The sequence below is a fragment of the Comamonas sp. CMM03 genome (assembly GCF_019218715.1).
Classification (GTDB): Bacteria; Pseudomonadota; Gammaproteobacteria; order Burkholderiales; family Burkholderiaceae_C; genus Comamonas; species Comamonas terrigena.
Genome location: NZ_JAHUXB010000004.1, coordinates 594,020 through 617,191 on the forward strand (window position 1 = coordinate 594,020; position 23,172 = coordinate 617,191).

21 protein-coding genes and 1 pseudogene are annotated in these 23,172 nt (G+C 65.7%); 9 read left to right on the forward strand and 13 right to left on the reverse strand.

The window, feature by feature from the left end; genetic code table 11:
* The first annotated feature begins 57 nt into the window (after positions 1-57).
* The 8 genes from KW830_RS16505 (at position 58) to KW830_RS16540 (ending at position 9,901) form a co-directional block, all read left to right on the forward strand.
* Positions 58-1,020: a nitronate monooxygenase family protein gene (locus KW830_RS16505; protein ID WP_066534163.1), complete on the forward strand. Its 963-nt coding sequence runs from the start codon at positions 58-60 to the stop codon at positions 1,018-1,020.
* A 205-nt stretch (positions 1,021-1,225) separates the two neighbouring features.
* Positions 1,226-1,900 (forward strand): hypothetical protein, encoded by a 675-nt coding sequence (locus tag KW830_RS16510; protein WP_098066227.1) that lies wholly within the window; start codon positions 1,226-1,228, stop codon positions 1,898-1,900.
* Positions 1,901-2,246: 346 nt separating this feature from the next.
* Positions 2,247-4,004, forward strand: coding sequence for a thiol reductant ABC exporter subunit CydD (gene cydD / locus KW830_RS16515; protein ID WP_218333757.1), 1,758 nt, complete (start codon positions 2,247-2,249; stop codon positions 4,002-4,004).
* Positions 4,001-5,737 (forward strand): thiol reductant ABC exporter subunit CydC, encoded by a 1,737-nt coding sequence (gene cydC, locus KW830_RS16520; RefSeq protein WP_218333758.1) that lies wholly within the window; start codon positions 4,001-4,003, stop codon positions 5,735-5,737. The genes cydD and cydC overlap by 4 nt, the downstream gene beginning before the upstream one ends.
* A gap of 18 nt (positions 5,738-5,755) precedes the next feature.
* Positions 5,756-7,342 carry a cytochrome ubiquinol oxidase subunit I gene (locus KW830_RS16525; RefSeq protein WP_066534157.1) on the forward strand — a complete coding sequence of 529 codons (1,587 nt, stop codon included), beginning with the start codon at positions 5,756-5,758 and terminating at the stop codon, positions 7,340-7,342.
* 23 nt (positions 7,343-7,365) lie between these two features.
* Entirely contained in the window at positions 7,366-8,517 is a 1,152-nt protein-coding gene (gene cydB / locus KW830_RS16530) for a cytochrome d ubiquinol oxidase subunit II (protein WP_218333759.1), read from the forward strand.
* Positions 8,518-8,537: 20 nt separating this feature from the next.
* Entirely contained in the window at positions 8,538-8,675 is a 138-nt protein-coding gene (cydX, locus tag KW830_RS16535; protein ID WP_066534155.1) for a cytochrome bd-I oxidase subunit CydX, read from the forward strand.
* A 320-nt stretch (positions 8,676-8,995) separates the two neighbouring features.
* Positions 8,996-9,901 (forward strand): DUF3014 domain-containing protein, encoded by a 906-nt coding sequence (locus KW830_RS16540; RefSeq protein ID WP_218333760.1) that lies wholly within the window; start codon positions 8,996-8,998, stop codon positions 9,899-9,901.
* A 94-nt stretch (positions 9,902-9,995) separates the two neighbouring features.
* Here the strand turns inward: KW830_RS16540 and KW830_RS16545 are convergent, their stop codons facing one another.
* Together KW830_RS16545 and rnk are read right to left on the reverse strand one after the other, a co-directional pair.
* Positions 9,996-10,592 carry a GbsR/MarR family transcriptional regulator gene (locus KW830_RS16545; RefSeq protein ID WP_066534154.1) on the reverse strand — a complete coding sequence of 199 codons (597 nt, stop codon included), beginning with the start codon at positions 10,590-10,592 and terminating at the stop codon, positions 9,996-9,998.
* A 129-nt stretch (positions 10,593-10,721) separates the two neighbouring features.
* Positions 10,722-11,132 carry a nucleoside diphosphate kinase regulator gene (rnk, locus tag KW830_RS16550; protein ID WP_066534149.1) on the reverse strand — a complete coding sequence of 137 codons (411 nt, stop codon included), beginning with the start codon at positions 11,130-11,132 and terminating at the stop codon, positions 10,722-10,724.
* A 379-nt stretch (positions 11,133-11,511) separates the two neighbouring features.
* Here rnk and KW830_RS16555 point away from each other — a divergent pair, with 379 nt between their 5' ends.
* Positions 11,512-12,669, forward strand: coding sequence for a PA0069 family radical SAM protein (locus tag KW830_RS16555; protein ID WP_066534144.1), 1,158 nt, complete (start codon positions 11,512-11,514; stop codon positions 12,667-12,669).
* Between the two features lie 244 nt (positions 12,670-12,913).
* On the opposite strand, the pseudogene KW830_RS21390 reads toward KW830_RS16555, so the two are convergent.
* The 11 genes and pseudogenes from KW830_RS21390 to KW830_RS16605 form a co-directional block, all read right to left on the reverse strand.
* Positions 12,914-13,126 (reverse strand): annotated as a pseudogene (locus KW830_RS21390) (tripartite tricarboxylate transporter substrate binding protein); the annotation flags it as partial.
* 253 nt (positions 13,127-13,379) lie between these two features.
* Positions 13,380-14,300 (reverse strand): SMP-30/gluconolactonase/LRE family protein, encoded by a 921-nt coding sequence (locus KW830_RS16560; protein WP_066534142.1) that lies wholly within the window; start codon positions 14,298-14,300, stop codon positions 13,380-13,382.
* An 86-nt stretch (positions 14,301-14,386) separates the two neighbouring features.
* The gene (locus KW830_RS16565) at positions 14,387-15,286 is read right to left on the reverse strand and encodes an amidohydrolase (protein ID WP_218333761.1); all 900 of its coding nucleotides are present in this window, start codon (positions 15,284-15,286) and stop codon (positions 14,387-14,389) included.
* A gap of 4 nt (positions 15,287-15,290) precedes the next feature.
* Positions 15,291-16,247 (reverse strand): tripartite tricarboxylate transporter substrate binding protein, encoded by a 957-nt coding sequence (locus KW830_RS16570; protein ID WP_066534140.1) that lies wholly within the window; start codon positions 16,245-16,247, stop codon positions 15,291-15,293.
* Positions 16,248-16,314: 67 nt separating this feature from the next.
* The gene (locus tag KW830_RS16575) at positions 16,315-17,286 is read right to left on the reverse strand and encodes a tripartite tricarboxylate transporter substrate binding protein (protein ID WP_066534138.1); all 972 of its coding nucleotides are present in this window, start codon (positions 17,284-17,286) and stop codon (positions 16,315-16,317) included.
* Between the two features lie 23 nt (positions 17,287-17,309).
* Entirely contained in the window at positions 17,310-18,278 is a 969-nt protein-coding gene (locus tag KW830_RS16580) for a tripartite tricarboxylate transporter substrate binding protein (protein ID WP_218333762.1), read from the reverse strand.
* A 170-nt stretch (positions 18,279-18,448) separates the two neighbouring features.
* On the reverse strand, positions 18,449-19,378 hold the full coding sequence (locus KW830_RS16585; protein WP_218333763.1) for an NAD(P)-dependent oxidoreductase: 930 nt from the start codon (positions 19,376-19,378) through the stop codon (positions 18,449-18,451).
* Positions 19,375-20,061, reverse strand: coding sequence for an RraA family protein (locus KW830_RS16590; RefSeq protein WP_218333764.1), 687 nt, complete (start codon positions 20,059-20,061; stop codon positions 19,375-19,377). The genes KW830_RS16585 and KW830_RS16590 overlap by 4 nt, the downstream gene beginning before the upstream one ends.
* Positions 20,062-20,122: 61 nt before the next feature.
* Positions 20,123-21,139, reverse strand: coding sequence for a tripartite tricarboxylate transporter substrate binding protein (locus KW830_RS16595; RefSeq protein WP_218333765.1), 1,017 nt, complete (start codon positions 21,137-21,139; stop codon positions 20,123-20,125).
* Positions 21,140-21,158: 19 nt separating this feature from the next.
* Positions 21,159-22,064 carry an amidohydrolase gene (locus tag KW830_RS16600; protein ID WP_218333766.1) on the reverse strand — a complete coding sequence of 302 codons (906 nt, stop codon included), beginning with the start codon at positions 22,062-22,064 and terminating at the stop codon, positions 21,159-21,161.
* A 36-nt stretch (positions 22,065-22,100) separates the two neighbouring features.
* A complete protein-coding gene (locus tag KW830_RS16605) occupies positions 22,101-23,099 on the reverse strand; it encodes a tripartite tricarboxylate transporter substrate binding protein (RefSeq protein WP_218333767.1) in 999 nt (332 codons plus the stop codon).
* Positions 23,100-23,172: the final 73 nt, after the last annotated feature.

Consider the following 23,172-nt stretch of genomic DNA (forward strand, 5'->3'; position numbering starts at 1 on the left):
GTGGCAGGCACTCCAGCCTTTTTTTGTCATATTAGAACTTTTAGAGGAGACATCGTCATGTCCAAGATTCCTGCGGCGCTGCAAAAACTGGCGCTGCCCGTCATCGGATCGCCGCTGTTCATCATCAGCAACCCCAAGCTGGTGATTGAGCAGTGCAAGGCCGGCATCGTCGGCTCCATGCCGGCCCTCAACGCGCGCCCTGCGGAACAGCTGGAAGACTGGCTGGCGGAAATCACCGAAACCCTGGCCGCCTGGGACAAGGCCCATCCCGAACAGCCTTCGGCCCCGTTCGCCATCAACCAGATCGTGCACAAGAGCAATGACCGCCTGGAACACGACATGCAGGTCTGCGCCAAGTACAAGGTGCCCATCATCATCACCAGCCTGGGCGCGCGTGAGGACGTGAACCAGGCCGTGCACGGCTGGGGTGGTGTGGTGCTGCACGACATCATCAACAACAAGTTCGCCCGCAAGGCCATCGAAAAGGGCGCTGACGGCCTGATCGCCGTGGCAGCCGGTGCCGGCGGCCACGCCGGGGTGAAAAGCCCGTTTGCCCTGATCCAGGAAATCCGCCAGTGGTTCGACGGCCCGGTGGCGCTGTCCGGCTCCATCGCCACGGGCGACGCCGTGCTGGCCGCCCAGGCCATGGGTGCAGACTTTGCCTACATGGGCTCGGCCTTCATCGCGACCGAGGAAGCCCGCGCCGCCGACGAGTACAAGCAGGCCATCGTGGCCGGCAATTCGGACGACGTGGTCTACAGCAACCTGTTCACCGGCGTGCACGGCAACTACCTGGCCCCGTCCATCCGCGCGGCCGGCCTGGACCCCGACAACCTGCCGGTGTCCGACCCCAGCGCCATGAACTTCGGCTCGGGCCGTACCAAGGCCTGGAAAGACATCTGGGGCTGCGGCCAGGGCATCGGCGCCATCGAGCAGGTGGTGCCCACGGCCGAACTGGTGGCCCGCCTCAAGCGCGAATACGCCGCCGCCCGCCAGCGCCTGCAACTGGCCGCTGCCTGAGCCCGTGTTCCAGTGCACCAGTCCGGTGCGAGACTGGACGCATTGCCGGTGATTGTTACAATTGATCTGCCCCGGTAGGCCCAGGTCTGCCGTGCGCAGCCGCCAAGCCCCTGTGTGCCATTGCCCTCTGCCAAGAGGGAGGTGTACCGCAGGGGTTTGTCTTTTTTTGCGCGCTCCGTGGAGCGCGGTTTCTTGTTTTTTCTCTATGCAATTGAAATCCCTCGGCGCCGTGGCGCTGGCATCGCTGGCGTTGGCCACTTCCGTACAGGCCGCTGAACCCACGCCCCAGGCCGTGACCGACATGTTCCTGAAGTCCATCGTGCACATCGATGCCAAGTCCATGGAAGCCCTCAACGCCTACCTGCGCCCGGCGCGGACCTTTCCTGGTCAAGGCGATTTCATCAATGTGAAGGAAATGCTGGAAGTCGACCGCGACTACGCCAAGGAAATGGCGGCCACCTTCCTGGAAAACGTGAAGCTGAGCGACGCCGACAAGAAGGCGCTGGAGCCGGCTGCCGTGCAGCTGTTCGCCAACGTGCGCGATTCGCAAAAGCGCATCACCTGCACCATGGGCCAGCCCCAGAAGGTCACCGAAGGCGTGCATGCCGAGATGTTGGCCGTCAACGTGCCGTTCAAGTGCCTGGCGCCCAATCCGCCGGAAAAGGTCGTGGCCTTCCTGCAGCGCGCAGGCGGTGCCAAGTGGGACCTGGCCCAGTACCGTGAAAACGTGCAGACCCTGGCCAAGGGCTTCGAAGCCGCTCCGCTGACCCAGGTCTGGGAAGCCGAGTTCCCGCTGGCCACCGAGAAGAAGAAAAAGCCGCTGGTGTGGCAGAACAACTTCCCGCGTGAAACCATCGACGTCACGCCGCTGCAGTACTGATCGGCATTCGGCGGACCTGCACCCCTGCTGGTGGCTCCGCCACCGATGCGGTGCAGACCGCCATCGTGACCCTGGACCCCGGTGGGGTGGCGGTGTGCCATCTCCCGCCCTCCGCCGGTGCCTGCGGCACCTGCACACAAGCGCCCCTCGGGGCGCTTTTTCTTTGCCTGCGCAGCGCAGGGTGACAGCCACATGAAACCGGCTTTAGCCCTGTTGCCGTCCGGGTGAATTGATGAAAATCAACGCCGCAGTGTTTCACTCGACTACCTGAGCCAGCGTGGAAGTTGTTTTGCAGAAACCCTAGCATCTGCATAAATTTCAGTAAATACTGAAAATTCAGAAACACATGAAATCGACTGACTTCGATCAAACGGCAGGCGCACCGGCAGGCACACCCCAGGCTTCACGCCTGCGTGCCGACCACGGCACTGCGTGGTCGGTGCTGGCGTCGCTGCTGTGGCTGCCTCAGGCGGCATTGCTGGCGGTCGCCGTGCAGTGGATTGCCGAAGGGCGGGCCGCCGAAGTCGGGCGTCTGGCACTGGGCCTGCTGGTGCTGGGGGTGGCCAAGGCGGTCTGCGAGGGCCGTGGCATGCGGCTGAGCTTTGATGCTGCCCGCACCCAGCTGCAGGCACTGCGCGCCCAGGTGGTGCAGCAGCTGGCCAGCAGCTCGCCGCTGGACACGCAGCGCGCGCCGTCTGGGCAGGCCGCCAGTGCGGTGGCCGAACAGGCCGAAGCCATCGTGCCCTGGCTGTCGCGCTACCAGACGGCCATGTGGCGCACGACCGTGGTGCCGCTGGTGCTGCTGCTGGCCGTGGCCTGGCAGTCCTGGGTGGCGGCCCTGATCCTGCTGGTGGCCGCGCCGCTGATCCCCTTGTTCATGGCCATCGTGGGCTGGCGTGCCCAGGCCGCCAGCGAGGCGCACATGGTGCAGCTGGGCCAGATGAATGCCTTTTTGCTGGATCGCCTGCGGGGCCTGACCACCTTGCGCGCCCTGGGTGCGGTGGATGCCACCGCACAGCGCCTGCGGGCCCATGCCGAATCGCTGCGCCAGCGCACCATGCGCGTGCTGCGCATCGCCTTTCTGTCCTCTGCCGTGCTGGAGCTGTTTGCCGCGCTGGGCGTGGCCATGGTGGCCGTGTATGTGGGCTTTCACCTGCTGGGCTATCTGGAGTTCGGCACCTGGCAGGGCCGGCTGAGCCTGGGCGAAGCCCTGTTTGTGCTGCTGTTGGCCCCGGCCTTCTTTGATCCGCTGCGTGAACTCTCCGCCGTCTGGCACGACCGCGCCGCCGGCACCGCCGCGCTGCAGACCTTGCAGCACATGGCCTGTGGTGCCCAGCCTCTGCCGGGTGCGCTGGCGGAGGTCGCTTCCACTGCGGAAGCTGCCCCCGCCCGCGTGACCCTGCAGGCGCTGCAACTGCCCGGTTCGGTGGCCGCCACGCCGCTGGTGCCGGTGGATGTGGACATCCAGCCGGGTGAACATGTGGCCCTGTGGGGTGCCAGCGGCAGCGGCAAATCGCTGCTGCTGGCCCAGATCGCCGGCCTGTTGCCCACAGACCAGGGGCAGGTGCTGGTCGATGGCGTGCCCATGGCCGATGCCTCGGCACCGGCGCTGCGCCGCCGCATGGCCTGGATGGGCCAGCACCCGCATGTGTTCGCCGGTTCGGTGGCGCGCAATATCAGCCTGGACCGCCCCGATGTGGCAGGGGCAGACATTGCCCCGGCCTTGCAGCAGGCCGGCCTGGGCACGGTGCTGCAGGCACGGCCCAGCAGCAGCCTGGGCGAAGGCGGGCAAGGCCTGTCAGGCGGCGAAGCCGTGCGCCTGGCTCTGGCGCGCCTGGCCGTGGCCGCCCCCCATGCTGGCGTGCTGCTGGTGGACGAACCCACGGCCCACCTCGACCCCGCCACGGCCGCGCAGGTCACGCAGGCGCTGCTGCAGCTGGCCCAGGGCCGCACCCTGGTGGTGGCCACCCACGATCCGCTGCTGGCTGCCCGCATGGACCGGGTGGTGCAGCTGCAAACGCAAACCCCCATCCCAACCCAAGCCCAAACCCCGGAACAAGGCCCAGCGCCAGCATCCGCTCAGGTGCAGGAGGGCGCGGCATGAAGCGCACACGTCCATCGCTGGGCGCCATGCTGGCAGCGCTGGCTGCCATGGCACCGCGCCGCCTGTGGCTGGGCGGCATGGCACTGGCCTGCCTGACGGTGCTGATGGGCATGGCCCTGCTGGGCCTGTCCGGCTGGTTCATTGCCGCCACGGGGCTGGCCGGGCTGGTGCCGGCCACGGCCCTGGTGTTTGATGTATTCATGCCCAGCGCCGGCATCCGGCTGCTGGCCCTGGGGCGCACCGCCGCCCGCTATGGCGAGCGTCTGGTCACCCACGATGCCACGCTGGCCGTGCTTGCCGCGCTGCGCGAACGCCTGTTCCGCAGCTGGGCACCCGCTGGTGCTGCCTCGCAGCTGCGCCTGCGCCCGGCACGCTGGCTGCAGCGCCTGACCGGCGATGTGGATGCGCTGGACAGCCTGTACCTGCGCCTGGCCGTGCCCCTGGTGTCCGCCTGTGGTGCGGCGCTGCTGGCGGCCGTGGTGCTGGGCGCCATGCACTGGCAGCTGGGCCTGCTGCTGGGGCTGTGGCTGCTGCTGGTCGGCACCGCCATTGCCGTGGTGCTGGCGCGGCGCGCCCGCCGGCCCGCATTGCGCCGCGCGGCGGCGCTGGAACGGCTGCGCTCCCAGGCTGTGGACCTGGTGGCCGGGCAGACCGATCTGCTGATGGCGGGGCGCCTGCCGGCACAGTGCGCGCGCCTGGCGGCGACCGAGGCCTGCGTGGCCCAGGCGGACCGCCAGCTCAATCGGCTGGAGGCGCATGCCACCGCCGCCTATGGAGTGGTCAGCACATTGACTTTGGTGGGCGTGCTGCTGGCCGTGGGCTGGCTGGCCGAGCAGGGCGTGATCGGCGCCCCGGGGGCCGCACTGGCCTTGCTGGTGGCCCTGGCCGCGATGGAGCCGTTTGCGGCGCTGCGCCGGGGTGCCGTCGAGGCAGGACGCACCTGGCTGTCCATCCAACGGCTGGCACCCCAGGTGGTGCAGGCACCGGTGGCCGATACTGCCGTCCATCTGCCGCCGCCCGGTGTGGCGGCCATGCTGGAGCAGGTCAGCGCCAGGCACCAGGGCAGTCCGCGCTGGGCCTTGGAAGCGGTGAGCCTGCAGATCCCGGCCGGCACCCAGGTGGCGGTGGTGGGGGCCAGCGGCGCTGGCAAAAGCACGCTGCTGTCCGTGATCGCGGGCGAGCTGCCCGCCACGCAAGGCCATGTGGCCGCGCAGCCCGGCACCTGGCTGACCCAGCGCACCGAGTTGTTCCAGGACAGCCTGCGGGACAACCTGCTGCTGGCCTGCCCCGGTGCCAGCGACGAACGGCTGTGGCAGGCGCTGGAAGACGCGGGCCTGGCCAGCGATGTGCGCGCCATGCCCCAGGGGCTGGAGAGCCGGCTGGGCGAGGGCGGTCTGGGCCTGTCCGGCGGGCAGGCGCGCCGCCTGGCGCTGGCGCGGCTGCTGCTGCACCCGGCGCCGTGCTGGCTGCTGGACGAGCCCTCCGAAGGACTGGATGCCGCCACCGCGCGGGATGTGCTGGCCTGCCTGCAGCGGCAGATGAAAGGGCACACCGTGATTGTGGCTACCCACTTGCGCAGAGAGGCGGAAAGCGCCGATCGTCTGCTCTGGGTGGAAGGTGGTCGCTTGCTGGGCGACGCCCGGCGCGGCACAGCGGATTTTGACAAGCTGCTGGCACGGCTGCGCGATGACGCCGCCACCCCGGCAGCGCATGCAATGGCCAAGGGTTTTTAAGAGAGAAAGGAATTCCCCATGGACCTCGACATCGTCGACTTATCGCGGCTGCAGTTCGCGATAACGGCGCTCTACCACTTTCTGTTCGTGCCGCTGACCCTGGGCCTGTCGATTCTCATCGCCATCATGGAGACGGTGTTTGTGATGACCGGCCGCACCATCTGGCGCGACATGACCAAGTTCTGGGGCGTGCTGTTCGGCATCAACTTCGCCATGGGCGTGGCCACGGGCGTGGTGATGGAGTTCCAGTTCGGCATGAACTGGAGCTACTACAGCCACTACGTGGGCGACATCTTCGGTGCTCCGCTGGCCATTGAAGGGCTGATGGCCTTCTTCCTGGAAGCCACCTTCGTGGGCCTGTTCTTCTTCGGCTGGGACCGGCTGAGCAAAGTCAAGCACCTGATCGTGACCTGCCTGATGGCCATCGGCACCAACTTCTCGGCGCTGTGGATCCTGGTGGCCAACGGCTGGATGCAGAACCCCGTGGGCGCCGCCTTCAACCCGCAGACCATGCGCATGGAAGTGACCGACTTCTTTGCGGTGCTGACCAACCCGGTGGCACAGGCCAAGTTCGTGCACACGGTCTCGGCCGGCTATGTGATGGCCTCGCTATTCGTGCTGGGCGTGTCGGCCTGGTACGTGCTCAAGGGCCGCCACCTGCACCTGGCCAAGCGCTCGATGACGGTGGCCGCCTCGTTCGGTCTGGCCGCCTCGCTGTCGGTGGTGGTGCTGGGCGACGAGTCCGGTTACCTGTCGTCCGAACACCAGAAGATGAAGCTGGCCTCGATCGAAGCCATGTGGGAGACCGAGCCCGCACCGGCGGCCTTCACCGCCATCGGCTTCCCGGACCGCGAAGCGCGCGAAACCCATTTCGCCGTGCACATCCCCTGGGTGATGGGCCTGATCGGCACGCGCTCGCTCAACACCGAGATCCCCGGCATCAACCAGCTGGTGAGCAACGCCGAAGGCTATATCCGCAGCGGCATCGACGCCTATGACGCGCTGCAGACTATCCGCAGCGCCAGGTCGGACGCCGAAGTCCCTGCCGAGGCGCGCACGCGCTTTGAGGAAAAAGGTGTCTACCTGGGCTACGCGCTGCTGCTCAAGCGCTATGTAGACGACCCGCGCCAAGCCACCGCCGAACAGATCCAGAAGGCGGCGACCGACACCATTCCCCCGGTGGGCCCGTTGTTCTGGAGCTTCCGCGTCATGGTGGCCCTGGGCATGTTCTTCATCGTGCTGACCGGCACTTTCTTCTGGCTGTCCGTGCGCCACAGGCTGGATGCCTACCCCTGGCTGCTCAAGGTGGCCGTGCTGTCCATCCCGCTGCCGTGGATTGCGGCCGAATGCGGCTGGGTCGTGGCCGAGCTGGGTCGCCAGCCCTGGATCATCGAAGGCGTGCTGCCCACGGCCATGGCCGTCTCCCACCTGGGCGCCGGCACGCTGCTGCTGACGATTGCAGGCTTTGTGCTGATCTACACCGTGCTGCTGGTGATCGAACTCAAACTCATGGTGCGCGCCATCCAGAAGGGGCCGGAGCATGAGAGCGAGCCGCACCTGAGCTTCTACGAACCCATGATCCAAAAGCTGGCCCGCGCCCGCTGAATGCAAGCAAGGAGTACACAAAAATGATCTTGCATGAACTGATTTCGTATGACGTGCTGCGCGTCATCTGGTGGCTGCTGCTGGGCGTGCTGCTGGTGGGCTTTGCCGTGACCGACGGGTTCGATCTGGGCAGCATGGGGCTGCTGCGCGCCACGGCCAAAACCGATGTGGAACGCCGCACCGCCATCAACGCGGTCGGCCCCGTGTGGGAAGGCAACCAAGTGTGGCTGATTCTGGGCGGCGGTGCCATCTTTGCCGCCTGGCCGCAGCTGTACGCGGTCTCCTTCTCCGGCTTTTACCTGGCCATGTTCGCCGTGCTGGTGCCGCTGATCCTGCGCCCCGTGGCCTTCAAGTTCCGCAGCAAGCGCGAGAGCGCTGCCTGGCGCAACGGCTGGGACTGGGTACTGTGCATCACCGGCCTGGTGCCAGCGCTGCTGTTCGGCGTGGCCGTGGGCAATGTGATCCTGGGCGTGCCTTTCCGCCTGGGTGACGATATGCGCATCTACTACGACGGCAGCTTCTTCGGCCTGCTGACACCGTTCGCGCTGCTGTGCGGCCTGGTGTCGCTGTCCATGCTGCTGATGCACGGTGCGTCCTGGCTGGTGTTCAAGACCGAGGGCGAAGTCGCCCGGCGCGCAGCCAGGTACGGCGTGCTGTTTGCGCTGCTGACCACCTTGCTGTTTGCCGCCGCCGGCGTGTGGCTGGGCAGCATCAACGGCTATGTCATCACCAGCGAGATCAGCCACATCGGCCCCTCCAATCCGATGAACAAGACCGCTGCCGCAGTCGCTGGCGCCTGGATGCACAACTTCCAGTCCTACCCCGCGCTGTGGGTCGTGCCCGGTATCGGTCTGGTCATGCCGCTGATCGTGGCCCTGGGCCTGCGCAGCCGCCGCGAATGGCTGAGCCTGCTGGGCAGCGGCCTGGCGATTGCCGGCATCATCCTGACCGTGGGCGCTGCCATGTTCCCCATGATCCTGCCGTCCACCGTCGATCCGCGCTTCAGCCTGACGGTGTGGGATTCCTCCTCCAGCCATGTGGTGCTGTTCATCATGCTGGTGTGCGTGCTGATCTTCCTGCCCTTGATCCTGGCCTACACCAGCTGGGTGTACGCGGTGCTGCGCGGCAAGGTTGATATCGCTGCGATTGCCACCGGCAAAGGCCACTCTTACTAACCGGTAGAAAGGAATTCGATATGTGGTATTTCGCGTGGATTCTGGGCCTGCCACTGGCCGCCGCTTTTGCTGTGCTCAATGCCATGTGGTACGAGCTGATGGATGACGAGGCCACCCGCCGCCGCATCCTGGAGCGCACCAGCAAGCTGCCCGAGTAAAGGCCGCAGGCACAGTGCCTTTCGTCGCTGCATGGCGGCGGAGTCGCAGAGACTTTGCAGAGCCGCGGTGACCGAAGGTGCAGTCAGCCGCTCCGGATTCGGTCGCCCGTTCGGGTGCCCAGGCAAGGCCTGGTGCTGTGATGGCACCAGGCCTTGTGTTTTTGGGGGCGGCGCATAGCAGAGGATGCAGGCCCGTTTTGTACCGCCGTTGACATCTGGTCATGCAACAAAGCGTGTGCATGCGGTGCACAGCCACCGATTGCTGCTAGGGTAGTCCGGTCAAGATTCCCATCTCTATCGCACAGCAAGGAGGAGCCGTGATGGAAGCGCGCAGCGAACCGATTTCCCGCCAACACCACCGCAAAGAGGGCCTGGGCACCACCGGCCGATGGGCGCTGGTGGCCGTGGTGTTGCTGGGAGCGGGCTATGCCGGTTGGCACTACTGGGGCAGGGCGCCGGCAGCCCTGGAGACACCGCCTGTCGCAGCGCCCGCCCCTGCGGCCCCGGCGCCCACCATCACGGAACCCGCACCGGCAGCGCCTGCGGCGGAGCCGGCCGCTGACACCGCCCATCCGCTGGAACCAGCGGCCGACGCCCAGGGCCGCCCGCCGCTGGCCAGTGGCGATGGCGACGGCCTGGCCCAGGCTGTCACGGAATGGCTGGGGCGTGAACGCACGCTGCGCTTTGTCGCCACCGACGCTCTGGCACGCCGCATTGCGGCCACGGTGGACAACCTGGCGCGCAGCCAGGCGGCCTCGCGCTTGTGGCCGTTGCACCCGGTGGGCGGGCGCATGGCCGTCACGCAGACCGACGACGGACGCATGGAGATCGCGCCAGCCAACGCCGCGCGCTACGAAGCCGTGGTGCGCTTTGTCGTGGGCCTGGATGTGGAGCAGGCCGGTGTCCTGTACCGCCGTGTCTACCCGGTGCTGCAGCAGGCCTATGAAGAGCTGGGCTATCCCGGCCAGCGCTTCAATGACCGGCTGGTGGCGGTGATCGACCACCTGCTGCAGACCCCCGAACCTCCCGGGCCGCTGGCGCTGAAACTGGTACAGGTGCAAGGCCAGCTGGCGCCCCAGCAGCCGTGGCTGCGCTACGAGTTTGCCGATGCGGATCTGCAGTCCCTGTCGGCAGGGCAGAAGATTCTGCTGCGCATGGGCGTGGAGCACACCCAGCGCATCAAGGCCCAGCTGCGGGCACTGCGGGCGCAGATCACCCGGCGCTGAGCAAAAAGGGCCTGCAGTTGCAGGCCATTTTTTTGTGGTCGGCGCAGGGGCTGACAGCGCAAGCACCAGGGCAGCGCCGTGCCCCTGCAGGTACTCAATCCTGCGGGTCCTTGCCGCCCTTGGGGTCCTTGGGCTTGGCACGGCCGGTGAGCTTGTCCTTGATCTCCAGCACCCGCGTCACGGCGGCGCCCATGCCCATCAGCTGCATGGCGGTTTCGGGTTGCAGGCGCTGCACATCGTCAAACCAGGTCATCAGCTTTTCGATCAGCTCGTACATCTCCTGCATGCGCTTTTGCGCATGGCGTTCGTCGTCGGACTGGGCCTCTTCCAGCAGCGCCGAACGCAGCATGGACTGCGTGGGTTCGATCTCGCGGCGGCGGCGCTCCTCGGCCAGGCGGCGGAAGATGTCCCACACATCCTGCGGCGCCTCAAAGTATTCGCGGCGGTCACCGGGCTGGTGGCGCAGGTTCACCAGGCGCCACGACTGCAGCTCCTTCAAGCCCATGCTGACGTTGGAGCGCGAAAACTCCAGCGTCTCCGCAATCTCTTCCGCATTCAGCGCGCGCGGCGACAGAAACAGCAGCGCGTAGATCTGACCCACCGTGCGGTTGATGCCCCAGCGGCTGCCCATCTCGCCAAAGTGGGAGACGAACTGCCGGTTCAGGGAAGGAAGGGGTTGAAGCTGACTCATAAAGGAATTGTGCCTGTGAATTTAAGAATTTCAGCACTTCCTGAAATTGTCCGCAATGCAGGCTGGGCCGGGGGGCGGCCGCGCCGAACGGTGGCTTGCATCGGGGTCACCGGCCCGGCGCGGGCGGGCTCAGCGGTGCAGTTCGCCCGCGTTCTCGGGCTGGAAGTCGATGCCGTCCACCCGCACCGTCACCTTCTGGCCCGTGGGGCTGGGCATCTGGAATTCGTCGCCCACGCTCAGGCCCAGCAGGGCAATGCCCACCGGGGCGAACACCGACACCTTGTCCGCGCTGCCATCCATGTCCTTGGGGTAGACCAGGGTCAGGGTGTTGCTCTTGCCGCTTTCCAGCAGGGTGAAGCGCACGGTGGAATTCATGGTCACCACGGTGGCGGGCATCTGGGCCGGCTCCAGCACATCGGCACGGTCGAGTTCGGCTTCCAGCACGGCGCGGCCCGGAAACTCGCCCGGCATTTTCTCCAGCAGGGCTTCGATGCGCTCCAGGTCCAAGGTCGACAGAGTGATGGTGGGCTTGCGCTCCATGGCGGTGCTCCTTGCGGGATGGGGTGAAAGTCGGTCCGCCAGGCTCAAAAAAACAAAAGCCCACACGGACAAAAGCCCGGGCAACGGGGTTGTCCGGGCCAAGGCAATGAAAAGCACCAATTTGGTGCGCTGTCCGTATTGTGGCGCTTTGCCGCGCTCCTGCCAAGCCATCTCGCACGCCGCCAGTGCGAATTGCTTCGGCGGCGTGCAGCTTTCAAAAAAGGAGCTAGCTGTGGGCGCCGGTATTTGCTGGGAAGCGCTGCGGCACCGGCCACACCGTCTCCGGGCCTGACGAAACCGCCACTGAACAAGCCCCTGCTTGCATCAAGGTTCCGGCACCTGTATTGCTTGAATAACTGTATTTATATACAGTTATCTCATGTCTTCCTATCGCGACCAGCATTCCGATCTGCCCGCCCAGCCCGTGCCGCTGCACAAGGGCCGGGGTGCGGCCAGCTGGATCGCCCACCGCTTTGCACGCGATGCCCGGGAAGCGTTTGACGATGGCTGGGCGGATCCGGCGGTCAATGCGGCCGGCGCAGAAGGGGACGACGGCGAAGCGGCAACTGCCTTGCGCACGCAGCTGGAATGGGAGCAGTGCAAATCCGCCCTCAGCCGGCATGACTCTCCCGACCTGCCGTTTCACCTGGGCCTGAATCCCTACCGGGGCTGCGAGCACGGTTGTATCTACTGCTACGCCCGGCCCACGCACAGCTACCTGGGCTACTCGCCAGGGCTGGACTTTGAAACCCGGCTTGTCGCCAAAGCCAATCTGCCCGAGGTGCTGGGGGCCGAGCTGTCCCGCCCCCGCCATGTGGCCGCACCGGTGATGCTGGGTTCGGTCACCGACTGCTACCAGCCCATTGAGCGCGATGTGGGCCTGACCCGCCGCACCATCGAAGTGCTGGCCGCCGCGCGCCACCCGTTTTCCATCGTCACCAAGGGCAGCGGCATCGAACGCGACCTGGACCTGCTGGTGCCGCTGGCCCGGCAGAACCTGGTGGCGGTCTATGTCACCCTGACCACGCTGCAGCCCGATCTGGCGCGCAGGCTGGAGCCCCGCGCCGCCGCACCGCACCGGCGCCTGCGCACGGTGCGCGCCCTGGCGGAAGCCGGCGTGCCCGTGGGGGTAAGCCTGGCGCCGCAGATCCCGTTCCTGAACGACGACCTGGAACAGGTGCTGGCCGCCGCGCAGGCCGCCGGCGCACGCCAGGCCTTCTATGCCGTGCTGCGCCTGCCATGGGAGCTGGCGCCGCTGTTCGAGGAATGGCTGCGCCTGCACTACCCGGACCGCGCCCAGCGCGTGCTGGAGCGGGTGCGCGATCTGCATGGCATCAGCGAGGAGGGCCGTGCCGAAGGCAAGGTCTACCAGAGCCAGTTCGGCCAGCGCATGAAAGGCACCGGCGCCTGGGCCGACATGCTAGCCCAGCGCTTTTCCCTGGCTTGCCGCAAGCTGGGCCTGAACCGCGAACGTGTGCAGCTGGACTGCAGCCAGTACCACCCCAGCCTGCTGGGTGGCCAGCAAAGCCTGTTTTGAGTACGGATGACCGTACAAGAAAAAGGTGAAACCGCTGTGCGGCGGCGCCCGCCGCTAGGCTGCAGCCGGTGTATTCGCACAACGAACAAAACAGACAAAAAAATAGACAACAGCGCGCGAATCCCATGGGGACATCGGCCCCTGTACAGGCACTGCGGCCCAGCGGCTGGCGCGGCTCACCCCCCACATGCGCCCCACACACCATGCATACCTCCTGCCTCGCACGCTGCGGCCGTCGCCACAGCGGTGCGCTGGCCACGGCCTGTGCAGCCGGGATCGTGTTGGCGCCAAGCTTGTTGTCAATGATGAAGGCCTGTCCCAGCGCGCGGCTTGCATGGTCGGCGAATGCCTGAGTCACCACGTCGGTGGGGCTGCCTGCGGCAAAGCACACTACCAGCTTGATGGGCGTCGCAGAGGCTATGAAAAGTGCAACTGCCAGCGATGGGCAAGCCCGCATCGCATGCGATTTTGTCGTCGGTAAAGCGGTACTGGCCACACCAGCTCCAGGCCTGACGGGACCGCAACTGAACAAGCCCCTGTCTGCATCAAGGTTCCGGCCTACCGTTTCACCTGAGCTGGGATCCCTGGCGGGGTTGTGCGCCGCAGTGGTGGAGATCCTCGAAAGCAGCGCGGACCGGGATCGTCACGTTTTAGCTTCAGCTTCGGAGCATCTGCGATGCAAGGATGTTGGATTCACATCCTGTCGACTGTTAGTTCTTGCGCGGGTGTATGGGTTGCCCAGGGGTATCCAACGTCGTAGTCAAAATGCGGCCGTGGGTGGAATCTGTGACAAACAGCTGCTTGCGCTGCACGCCGCCAAAAGCCAGGTTGGTGGTGGAGCTGCCTGGCACACCACGCAGCACCTGCACCGGTTCAGCCCGGTGGTTGAGCACCCACACATGGCCCAGTCCGGGGTTCGCCACCAGCACATGGCCTTGAGCATCGACAGCCAAACCGTCAGGGCCGCTCGGCCCATACGACGTAAAGAACTGGCTGACCTTGGCCACACTGCCATCGGGCAACAGCGGCACCCGCCACACGCAGTTGCCCCGTGTGACCGCCAGGTACAGAACGCGTCCATCGGGCGACAAGGCCACTCCGTTGGGGCTGGGCACGTTGTGCAGCAGCAGATCAAGCTGGCCGTTGGGCCGCAGGCGGTACAAGCGTCCGCTGGGGTCATGCAGGCCGCTCTGCCCCTGGTCCGTGAAGTACAGATTGCCTTCGGCGTCAAAGATCAGATCGTTCACACCTTTGAAGCTCTCGCTGTTGCGACGCTCCAGGAACGGGGTGACAGCGCCGCTGGCCACATCCAGGCGCACCAGCCCGTTCTTGTAATCCGTGATCAGCAAGGTGTTGGCATCCAAAAATTTCATGCCATTCGGTTCGCCGTCGTACTCGGCCACCAAGCTCCACATGCCCTGCGGGTCAATGCGGAAGATGCGGCCCCAGGGAATGTCGGTCACGTACAGATTGCCGGCTCCGTCAAACACCGGGCCTTCCAGGAACGAGTCGGTGATGGTGCCTCCCCGGTTGGCATCGGCCCAAACGCTGGGCGCGGGGCGGCGGAAAACGTCCGGCATGACGCTGAACGTTTCCAGTTCGCGGACTTCAGGGGGCTGCAGCAGAAACATAAGAACAGCTTTCCTATTTGTGAAACATCAAATCCCGGCCCGCCGGATCCGACCAGTTGGCTGGGCAGGGACATCCAATGGGATTTTCAACAGTGATCGAACCCATAGAGCTGGCCCGGGTTGTCCGACAGGACGCGGTGCATGGCCGATGCGGAGCCGCACCAGGCTTGGAGCAGATCGACCAGGTCGGCGTCATTCACGCTACCCGGAGCCTCGGTGGTGTGCGGCCAGTCGCTGCCCCATACCAGCCTCTGCGGAGCATCTCTGACCAAGGCATGACCCAGGGGCAGGGTGTCGGCATAACTGGGGCCGTGCACCGACGAGCGCATGTAGGCCCCTGAGAGCTTGACCCAGGTCCGGCCACCATCGAGCAACCGGCGCAGCACCCCATAGGCCTCGGCTGCCGGACCTTCGGATGGATCTATGTGCCCCAGGTGGTCGATGACCAGCGGCACCGGCAGCTTGTGCAGCCAGGGTGCCAAGGCCACTATTTGCTCAGGGTGGGCAAACACCTGCAGGTGCCAGCCTGCGCAATCCCTGTGGCGAACCACCTTATCGGCCAGGGTGGTCAGCATCTCGGCTGTGGTGCGTCCCCAGGACTGGGGCGAGACAAAGTTCACCCGCAGCCCGCACACACCGCGGGATGCAAGATGGGTCAGTTCAGAGTCATTCACCGTGGCATCCACCACAGCCACACCGCGTGCGCTGTCGCCCAATTGCGCCAACGCATCGAGGGTACAGGTGTTGTCGGTGCCATAGGTCGATGGCGTCACGACCACCGTGCGCGATGTCCCCAGGCGCTGCTGCAGCATCCTGTAAGCTGCCACGGGAGCCGAGGGCGGTGTGCGATGCCAATGCGGCGATGGAGCGAAACGCGCGTCAAAAATGTGCATATGGCTGTCGCACGCAAGCGCAGGCAATGTGCATGAAGGGCGGTTCACGCCAGCGGAATGCGGCACGGGGGTGGATAGCGGCGGCAGCTCCATCGCTTCAGTCCAGCTTGATGTGGCCCTTGCGCACCACCTCGCCCCATTTCGCATCCTCCTGCTTCAGGAACACAGCGAAATCGGCGGGTGTCGATCCAATAGCCTGGGCACCCAGGTCGGAAAGGCGCTGCTTCACGGCATCCTCCTTCAGCACTTCGGCCAGGGTCTGCTGCAGCTTGGCCGCCACAGGCTCGGGCGTGCCGGCCGGCAGGAACACCCCGTTCCATTCATACGCCTCATAACCGGGGATTACCGTCTCGGCCACGGTCGGCACATCGGGCAGGCGCTTGGAGCGCTCGGGAGCCGATACAGCCAAGGCACGCAGCTTGCCACCCGAAATCAAGGGGTAGGTGGCAGCGACGGTACCGAACATGAAATCCACCTGCCCGCCCATGACATCGGCAATTGCCGGGCCACCGCTCTTGTAGGGCACGTGCACCATGTCCAGATTCAGTTTCTGGCGGAACAGTTCTGCCGCAAGGCGCTGCACGGTGCCGCTGCCACCGGAGGCGAAATTCAGCTTGCCTGGCTCGGCCTTGGCCCTGGCAATCAGGTCGCTCACGCTCTTGAGCGGCGAATCGGCCTTCACGACCAGCGCATTGGGCGCCAGCAGCACCAGCGACAGCGGCTGCAGCGCGTTCGCTGCGTACGGCATCTTGGGGAACAGGTGCGGGTTGATGGATTGCGGTGTGGCGTCGTACAGCATGGTGTAGCCATCCGCGGGTGCCTTGGCGACGAAGCCTGCGCCGATGGTGCCGCTGGCTCCAGCCTTGTTGTCCACGATCACGCTGACTCCCAGCTTGGCGCCCAGACGCGTGGCCACCACGCGCGCCACCGCATCTGCCGCACCGCCGGGGGCATATGGCACGACCATGGTGATGGTGCGCTCGGGAAAGGCTGCATGTGCAGCCACGGCGGCACAGGCACAGGCCGCCAACAGGTATTGCTTGAGGGATTTCATGGTGATTGCAGGCTGATTAGAAGAAAAATCTGCTGCTCTGGGTGCAGGGCGCAGCGCGGCCATGCCGTCATTGCTTGTCGATGCCGACCTTGGCGGCCACGGCCTCCCACAGCAGGGCATCGGTCTTCAGTTTGTCGGCGAATGCCGGGCCGCTGACCACCCGCGGCACTGCGCCCAGGTCGTTGGCAAAAGCCTGCACGTCAGGGCTGGCCATGGCCCTGGCGATTTCCGTGCGCAGCCGCTCCAGTACCGCATCCGGTGTGCCCTTGGGAGCCCACAAACCCGTGAAATTGACCACCTTGTAGCCGGGAACTCCGGCTTGTGCAAAGGTCGGAACCTCGGGCAGCGCCTGCAGGCGCTGGTCGCCGCTCACAGCCAGTAGGCGCACCTTGCCGCCACGCACCTGTCCCATCACCCCCGGGGTCGAGGCAATCTGGAAGTCGATGGTGCCGCCCAGCAGCGCCAGGGTGGCCTCTCCTGCGCCTTTGAATGGCACGTGGGTGGCTTTCAAGCCGCTGCTGCCTTGCAAGGCCTCCGTCGCAAAGTGCGGCATGGTTCCGGCACCACCGGTGCCATAGTTCAGCTTGCCGGGGTTGGCCTGCGAATAGGCCACCAGATCGCCCAGCGTCCTGAAAGGCGATCCCGCCGCCACCACCACAGCGGTGGGTGCGAAGTTGAAGCCTGCTACCGGCACCAGGTCCTGCGTGTAGTCCCAGGGCAGTTTCTTGAAGACCTGCGGCAGGATGGAGTAGGTGGTGTCGTTGGCCATCAGCGTGTAGCCATCGCCTGCTGAACGTGCCACCTGCTGGGCTCCGATCGTGCCAGTGGCACCGGCCTTGTTCTCGACGAAGAAGCTCTGGCCGGTCTGCTCGGTGAGCTTTTGCGCGATCCGGCGTGTGACCTGGTCCACGGCCCCGCCCGGGGGATAGGGCACCACAATCTTGACGGCCTTGTTCGGATAGGGCGATGGCGGCTGTGCGCTGGCGGCACTGCTTGCCAGCGCCAGGGCCGCGCACAGGGGAAAATACATGCGTTTCATGGATGTGTCTCCTTGCGAAAGCGTCATTCGGCCTTGAGGTTCAGGTCGCGTGCGATCTGCGTGTAGGTAGCGACTTCGCGCTCCACCTGCTTGGAAAAGGCTGTACCGCAGGTGGCGTTGGCGTCCAGTCCCAGGCCGCGCAGCTTTTCGGCTGCGGCAGCACTGCCGGAGAATTCGCGCGCGACCTTTTCCAGCTGCTGCGCGATGGGGTCCGGCAAGCCGGCAGGGGCCAGCACGCCGTACCAGGCGTCGGCCGAATAGTTGCCTCCACCGGCCTCGGCGAACGTGGCCACTTGCGGCAGCAGCGGCGAGCGCTGGGGTGAAGCCACGGCCAGTGCCTTGAGCTTGCCGCTCTGGATCTGCGCCAGCACCGAGCCCAGGGTGGCGAACGAGCTGTCGAGCTGGCCGCCCATCAGGTCGGTGACCACGGGCGCTGCACCCTTGTAGGGCACGTGGTTGAGCTGCAGGCTGTTGGCACGCGCGAACATCTCTGTGGCGAAATGGCCCGAACTACCCATGCCCGCCGTGCCGGCCGTGGTGCGGCCCGGCGCCTTGCGCACGTGGGTCATGTAATCGGCCAGCGATGCCACTGGCAGGCTCGGCCCCACCACGAGCACCGTCGGGCTGGTGGCCACCGTGCACAGCGGCTTGAAGGACTTCACTGCGTCGAACTTCACCCGGCCGCTGTATAGCCCCGGGATCATCGTGTGGTTGGTGGCGCCGAACAGCAGCGTGTAGCCGTCGGCCGGTGCGCCGGCCACGGCTTGTGCAGCCAGGATCGTGTTGGCGCCTGGCTTGTTGTCAATGATGAAGGCCTGTCCCAGCGCGCGGCTTGCATGGTCGGCGAATGCCCGCGCCACCACGTCGGTGGGGCCGCCTGCGGCAAAGCCCACCACCAACTTGACGGGCTTGGACGGGTAGGCGGCTGTCTGTGCGTGGCAGGTTGCAGAGGCGATGAGAAGTGCCACTGCCAGCGATCGACAAGCCCGCATCGCATGCGATTTTGTTGTCGGTGAAGCGGTCCGGGCGACCTGGCAGGGCGCAGCGGAGCCCCGCTGGCCTGAGCGTGTGTACATGTCTTGTCTCCTGTAGTGGACCCCGTCGAGCGGGGTCTCTTTTATGGGAGGAAGCCTGGAGCAGGCTCCAAGCTTCGCAGCGGGCCTCAGGCCACGGTTGTCTGGGCCAGTACGGCCAGCAAGTTCTTGGCAGCGCCGACGCCCATGTTCACGTAGGCATCGCTGGTGACGCCACCGATATGCGGACTGAGAACGAAGTTCTTCTCGCCCTGGAACGGATGGCCTGTGGTCATCGGCTCCACCGCAAAGCTGTCGAGACCGGCGGCCATCACCTGGCCGGAACGCACGGCGGTCAAAAGGTCTGCCTCATTGACAAGGCCTCCGCGTGCCGTGTTCACCACGATCACGCCGCGCTTGCACTGGGCCAATGTGGCGGCATTCAGCATGCCGCGGTTTTCGTCGGTCAGAGGGCAGTGCAGCGAGATGGCATCGGCCTCTCGCCAGATCGTTTCCAGGTCTACGCTCTGCACGTAGTCAGGCAGGTTCTTGGCGAACGGATCGAAGCCGATCACGCGCATGCCCAGGGCATCAGCCATCTTGGCAAAGCGCAGGCCGATGGCGCCCAGGCCCACCAGCCCCACCGTGCGACCAGCCAGCTCCAGGCTCTTGTGCGTGGCCTTGTCCCAGTGCCCGGCGTGCATGCGCGCGTCCAGTGCCACCACGGACTTGGCACATGCCAGCAGCAGCGCCAGTGCCTGCTCGGCCACCGCAGCGGCATTGGCACCCACGGCCGCCACCACTTCGATGCCGCGTGCCTTGGCAGCCTCCTTGTCGATGGTGTCTGTGCCGCTGCCATGCTTGGAGATGACCTTCAGCGAAGGCGCCGCGTCCATCACAGACGCACCCACCTTGCCGTAACGCACGATGATGGCCACCGGGTCGTGCTGCCGACTCAGCGCCACCATGTCTTCTTCGGTAGGGGTCTTGCCGGCGTAGACGATTTCGTAGCCGCTGAGCAGGTCCAGCGCCTGCTGCGCCAGGTCGGCGCCTGTGATGATGATGGTGGGGGCGCTCACAGCGATTCTCCTTCCTTGAGCACGCCGGCGGCGTGCAGCGCGGCAGGCAGCCATTTGGAGGCAGTGTCACCGCGGGCGATGGCCTCGATGCGCGCGGCCTCGTCGGCCACTTTCTTGTCGGCCAGGGCCAGCATGGCAGGTGCCTTGGCGCGTTCGATCACGACCACACCATCGGCATCGCCCACCACCAGGTCACCCGGGTTCACCGTGGTTCCACCGGCGGAGATGGGATGGTTGATGCGACCAGGCACATACTTGGTGGGGCCGGCAGGGTTGAAGCCGGCGCTGAATACGGGAAAGCCCAGGTCCAGGATCTCCAGCTTGTCGCGGATGGCACCGTCCACGATCACACCGGCCAGGCCGATCTTCTTGCAGGCGCTGAGCATCAGCGTGCCCATCAGTGCCGCGGTCTGGTCTCCCTTGCCGTCGATCACCAGCACATCGCCGGGCTTGGCCAGCGCGATGGCGGCGTGGATCATGAGGTTGTCGCCGGGACGCACTTCGACGGTGAATGCGGGGCCGGCCAGTTTCATGTCCTGGTGCACGGGGGCAATGCGGGCGTGCATGGTACCGCGGCGGCCGGCCACGTCGGCCAGGATGGCGGCCTGGAAGGTGCCGGCCTTGGCGACCACATCGGCGCTGACGCGCTCGATGTCACGGATCATTTCGGGAAGTTGGCTCATGGTGTGGTTCCAATAGGGTTGGGAAAAAGATGCAGTACGGTCAATGGCAACAACATGGGCCTCACTCGGCCTTGATGTTTCCGTCCTTGATGACCTTGGCCCACTTGGCCGAGTCGGCCTTCTGCAGGTCGCCGAGCTGTTTGGAAGTGCCGCCCACCAGCGTCACACCGAGGCGGTCTGCCAGTGCAATGAGCGCGGGGTCTTTCAGCGCCTGGTTGATGTCCTTGTTCAGCCGCTGCACGACGGCTGCAGGCGTCCTGGCTGGCGCGAACACGGCCTGCCACTGCTCCACCACAAAGTCGCGCATTCCAACTTCGCCCATCGTGGGGACCTCTGGAAGCGCCTTCAGGCGTTGGGCCGAGGTGACGGCCAGCGCGCGCAACTTGCCCGACTGCACGTGCGGCAGCGCTGCGGCAACGGGGGCGAACATGAACTGCACCTGCTCGGCCAGCGTGTCCTGCAGCGCCGGCGTGTCGCCCTTGTAGGGGACATGGATGAAGCGCGCGCCCGTTTGCTGCTGAAGCAGCTCACCCTGCATCTGCAGGATGGTGCCGTTACCGCCCGAGGCGAAGGCCAGCTTGCCAGGCTGCGCCTTGGCTGCGGCCACGAGGTCGGCCACGGTCTTGAACGGTTGGTGTGCGCCGACCACCAGCATGTGTGGAATGGTGCCGATGATGGCCACCGGCTCGAACGCGGCGATATGGTCATAGGACAGCTTCATCAGGTGCGGTGCGATCGCCTGCGGGCCGATGGAGGTGCCCAGCAGCGTGTAGCCGTCCGGCTGCGCCTTGGCGACGAAGGCCGCACCGATGGTGCCGGTGGCGCCGGCCTTGTTGTCCACGATGACGTTCGTTCCCAGTGACGCGCCAATGCGCTGCGCCACGTTGCGACCCAGCACGTCGGTGCTGCCGCCCGGCGGGTACGGCACCACCCAGGTGATGACCTTGCCGGCGGGCCAGTCGCCTTGCGCCTGCAGGGGCGCCACACACAGCGGTCCCAGCAGCGCAGCGCCTGCGGCGGCGATCAGTGCGCGGCGTGTGCGACCCGGTGAAGAAGAGATGGCTGTCGATGCGTTCATGGTTGTCTCCGTATGGTTGTTATGAAGAGGCAAGGGGTGCGAAGCCGTACAGCGCCGCCGGGTTGTCCACCAGCACGCGCTGCAGCGCGGAGGGTCCCCCGTTCTGGTGCGCCCAGTCGGCCAGGCGGTCGATCTGCCGAGCGTCGTCCGGCATGGGCTGCATGCCGGACGAGGCGGTGGCGTGGGGCCAGTCGCTGCCCCATAGCACGCGCTGTGGTGCGGCGCACAGGTAGCCTGCGGCCAGCGCATCCAGCGCGGGGTCGTCCACGGCGTGGTGTTCGCTCACGATGTAGCCACCGGACAACTTGATCCACGCCCGGCCGGCCTGCAGCAAATCGAGCAGCAGGGCATGAGCGGGGTGCCGGCCCGCCAGCGCGGGTGCGATGCGCCCGAAATGGTCAAACACCACGGGTACCGGTAGATGGCGCAACACTTCCCCCTGCATGGCCAGCATGTCCGGCGCCATCAGCAACTGCAGGTGCCAGCCCAGCGGGGCGATGCGGTGCGCCATCGGTCGCAACAAGTCCACCGAACCTGACACGCCGAGTGACAGGTTCAACCGCACGCCGCGCACACCGACGGCGTGCAGGCGCTGTAGTTCGGCATCGCTCTCGCTTCCGTCGATCACGGCCACGCCCCGGGCTTCGGAACCCAGGGAGGCCAGTGCTTCCAGCATGCAGCGGTTGTCGGTGCCGTAGGTGGACGGTGTGACCAGCACGGTGCGCGTGGTGCCAATGCGCTTTTGCAAAGCGCGGTAGTCATGTACCGAGGCATCTGGCGGCAGCAGCCTGGCCCCCGCGGCGGCCGGAAAGCTGCTGTCGTAGACATGTACATGGCAGTCACAGGCCCCCGCCGGGAGCGGCGTTCTGGGGCGCGCGATGCCCGTTGAGAAGCGCACGGGCGCAGCAAGGCTGTCGCGATGCATGGTGATATCCACAGGAGGGGAGAACGCAATGCAGCGTCAGTTCAGGCTGGCTCCAGAGTCCTTGACCACCTTGGCCCAACGAGGAACTTCCGACTGCAGCAGCACGCGGAAGTCTTTGCTGCTCCCTCCAAGGACATCTCCGCCCTCTGAGCGCAATTTCTCCGCGACATCTGCTTCAGCCAGTGCCGAATTGATAGCGGTGTTCAGCTTCTGCACAATGGCATCCGGTGTTCCCGCCGGCGCCAGGATGCCGAACCAGGTGATCGCTTCAAAGTTCTTGCCGCTGGCTTCCGCCATGGTCGGTGTCGCGGGCAATTGGCCGGAACGCTGCTTGGACGTGACCAGCAGAGGGTGCAGTTTTTCGTTGCGCACCTGGCCGATCAGCGAGGGAATGGAGCCCACAAAAAGATCAATCTGTCCGCCAGACAAATCGGTGATCGCCTGCGCAATGCCCTTGTAGGGGATGTGGCGCAGCTTGACCCCGCTGGCCTGTTCGATCTGTGTCACTGCCAGATGGGCCACGGTGCCGTTGCCCGCATAGCCCACGGTAATCATGTCGGGCTTTGCTTTGGCGGCCTTCAGCACTTCGGCCATCGACGTGAAGGATTTGCCGCTGACCATCAGGATGGGTGAAGACGACACCAATGCCACAGGGGCCAGATCCTTCAGCGGATCGTAGGGCAGCTTTTTATACAACGCCGGATTGATTGCCAGGTTGCTGGTCTGTCCCATGACCAGGGTGTATCCGTCTGGCGAGGACTTTGCCGCGGCATCCACCCCCAGATTCCCGCCTGCTCCGGGCCGGTTATCGACAACGATGTTCCAGCTGGTTTTTTCCGTGACTTTTTGGGCCACGGAACGGGCAATCATGTCCGTGCCTCCGCCGGGAGGAAACGGCACGATCAGGCGAATGGGCTTGGTGGGGTAGCCGGCCTGGGCGTGTGCGCTCACCGCGGCAACAGCCAGTACGGAAGCGCCGAACATCCACGTGCAAAGGCGCGCAGACATGGAAATGGCTCGTGTCGTGATGGTCATACGTTGTCTCCGTATCGTTTATTTGTGCTCCCACTTGGTCATGCGCCGAGGGGTGCCTGACTCTAAAAAAAAG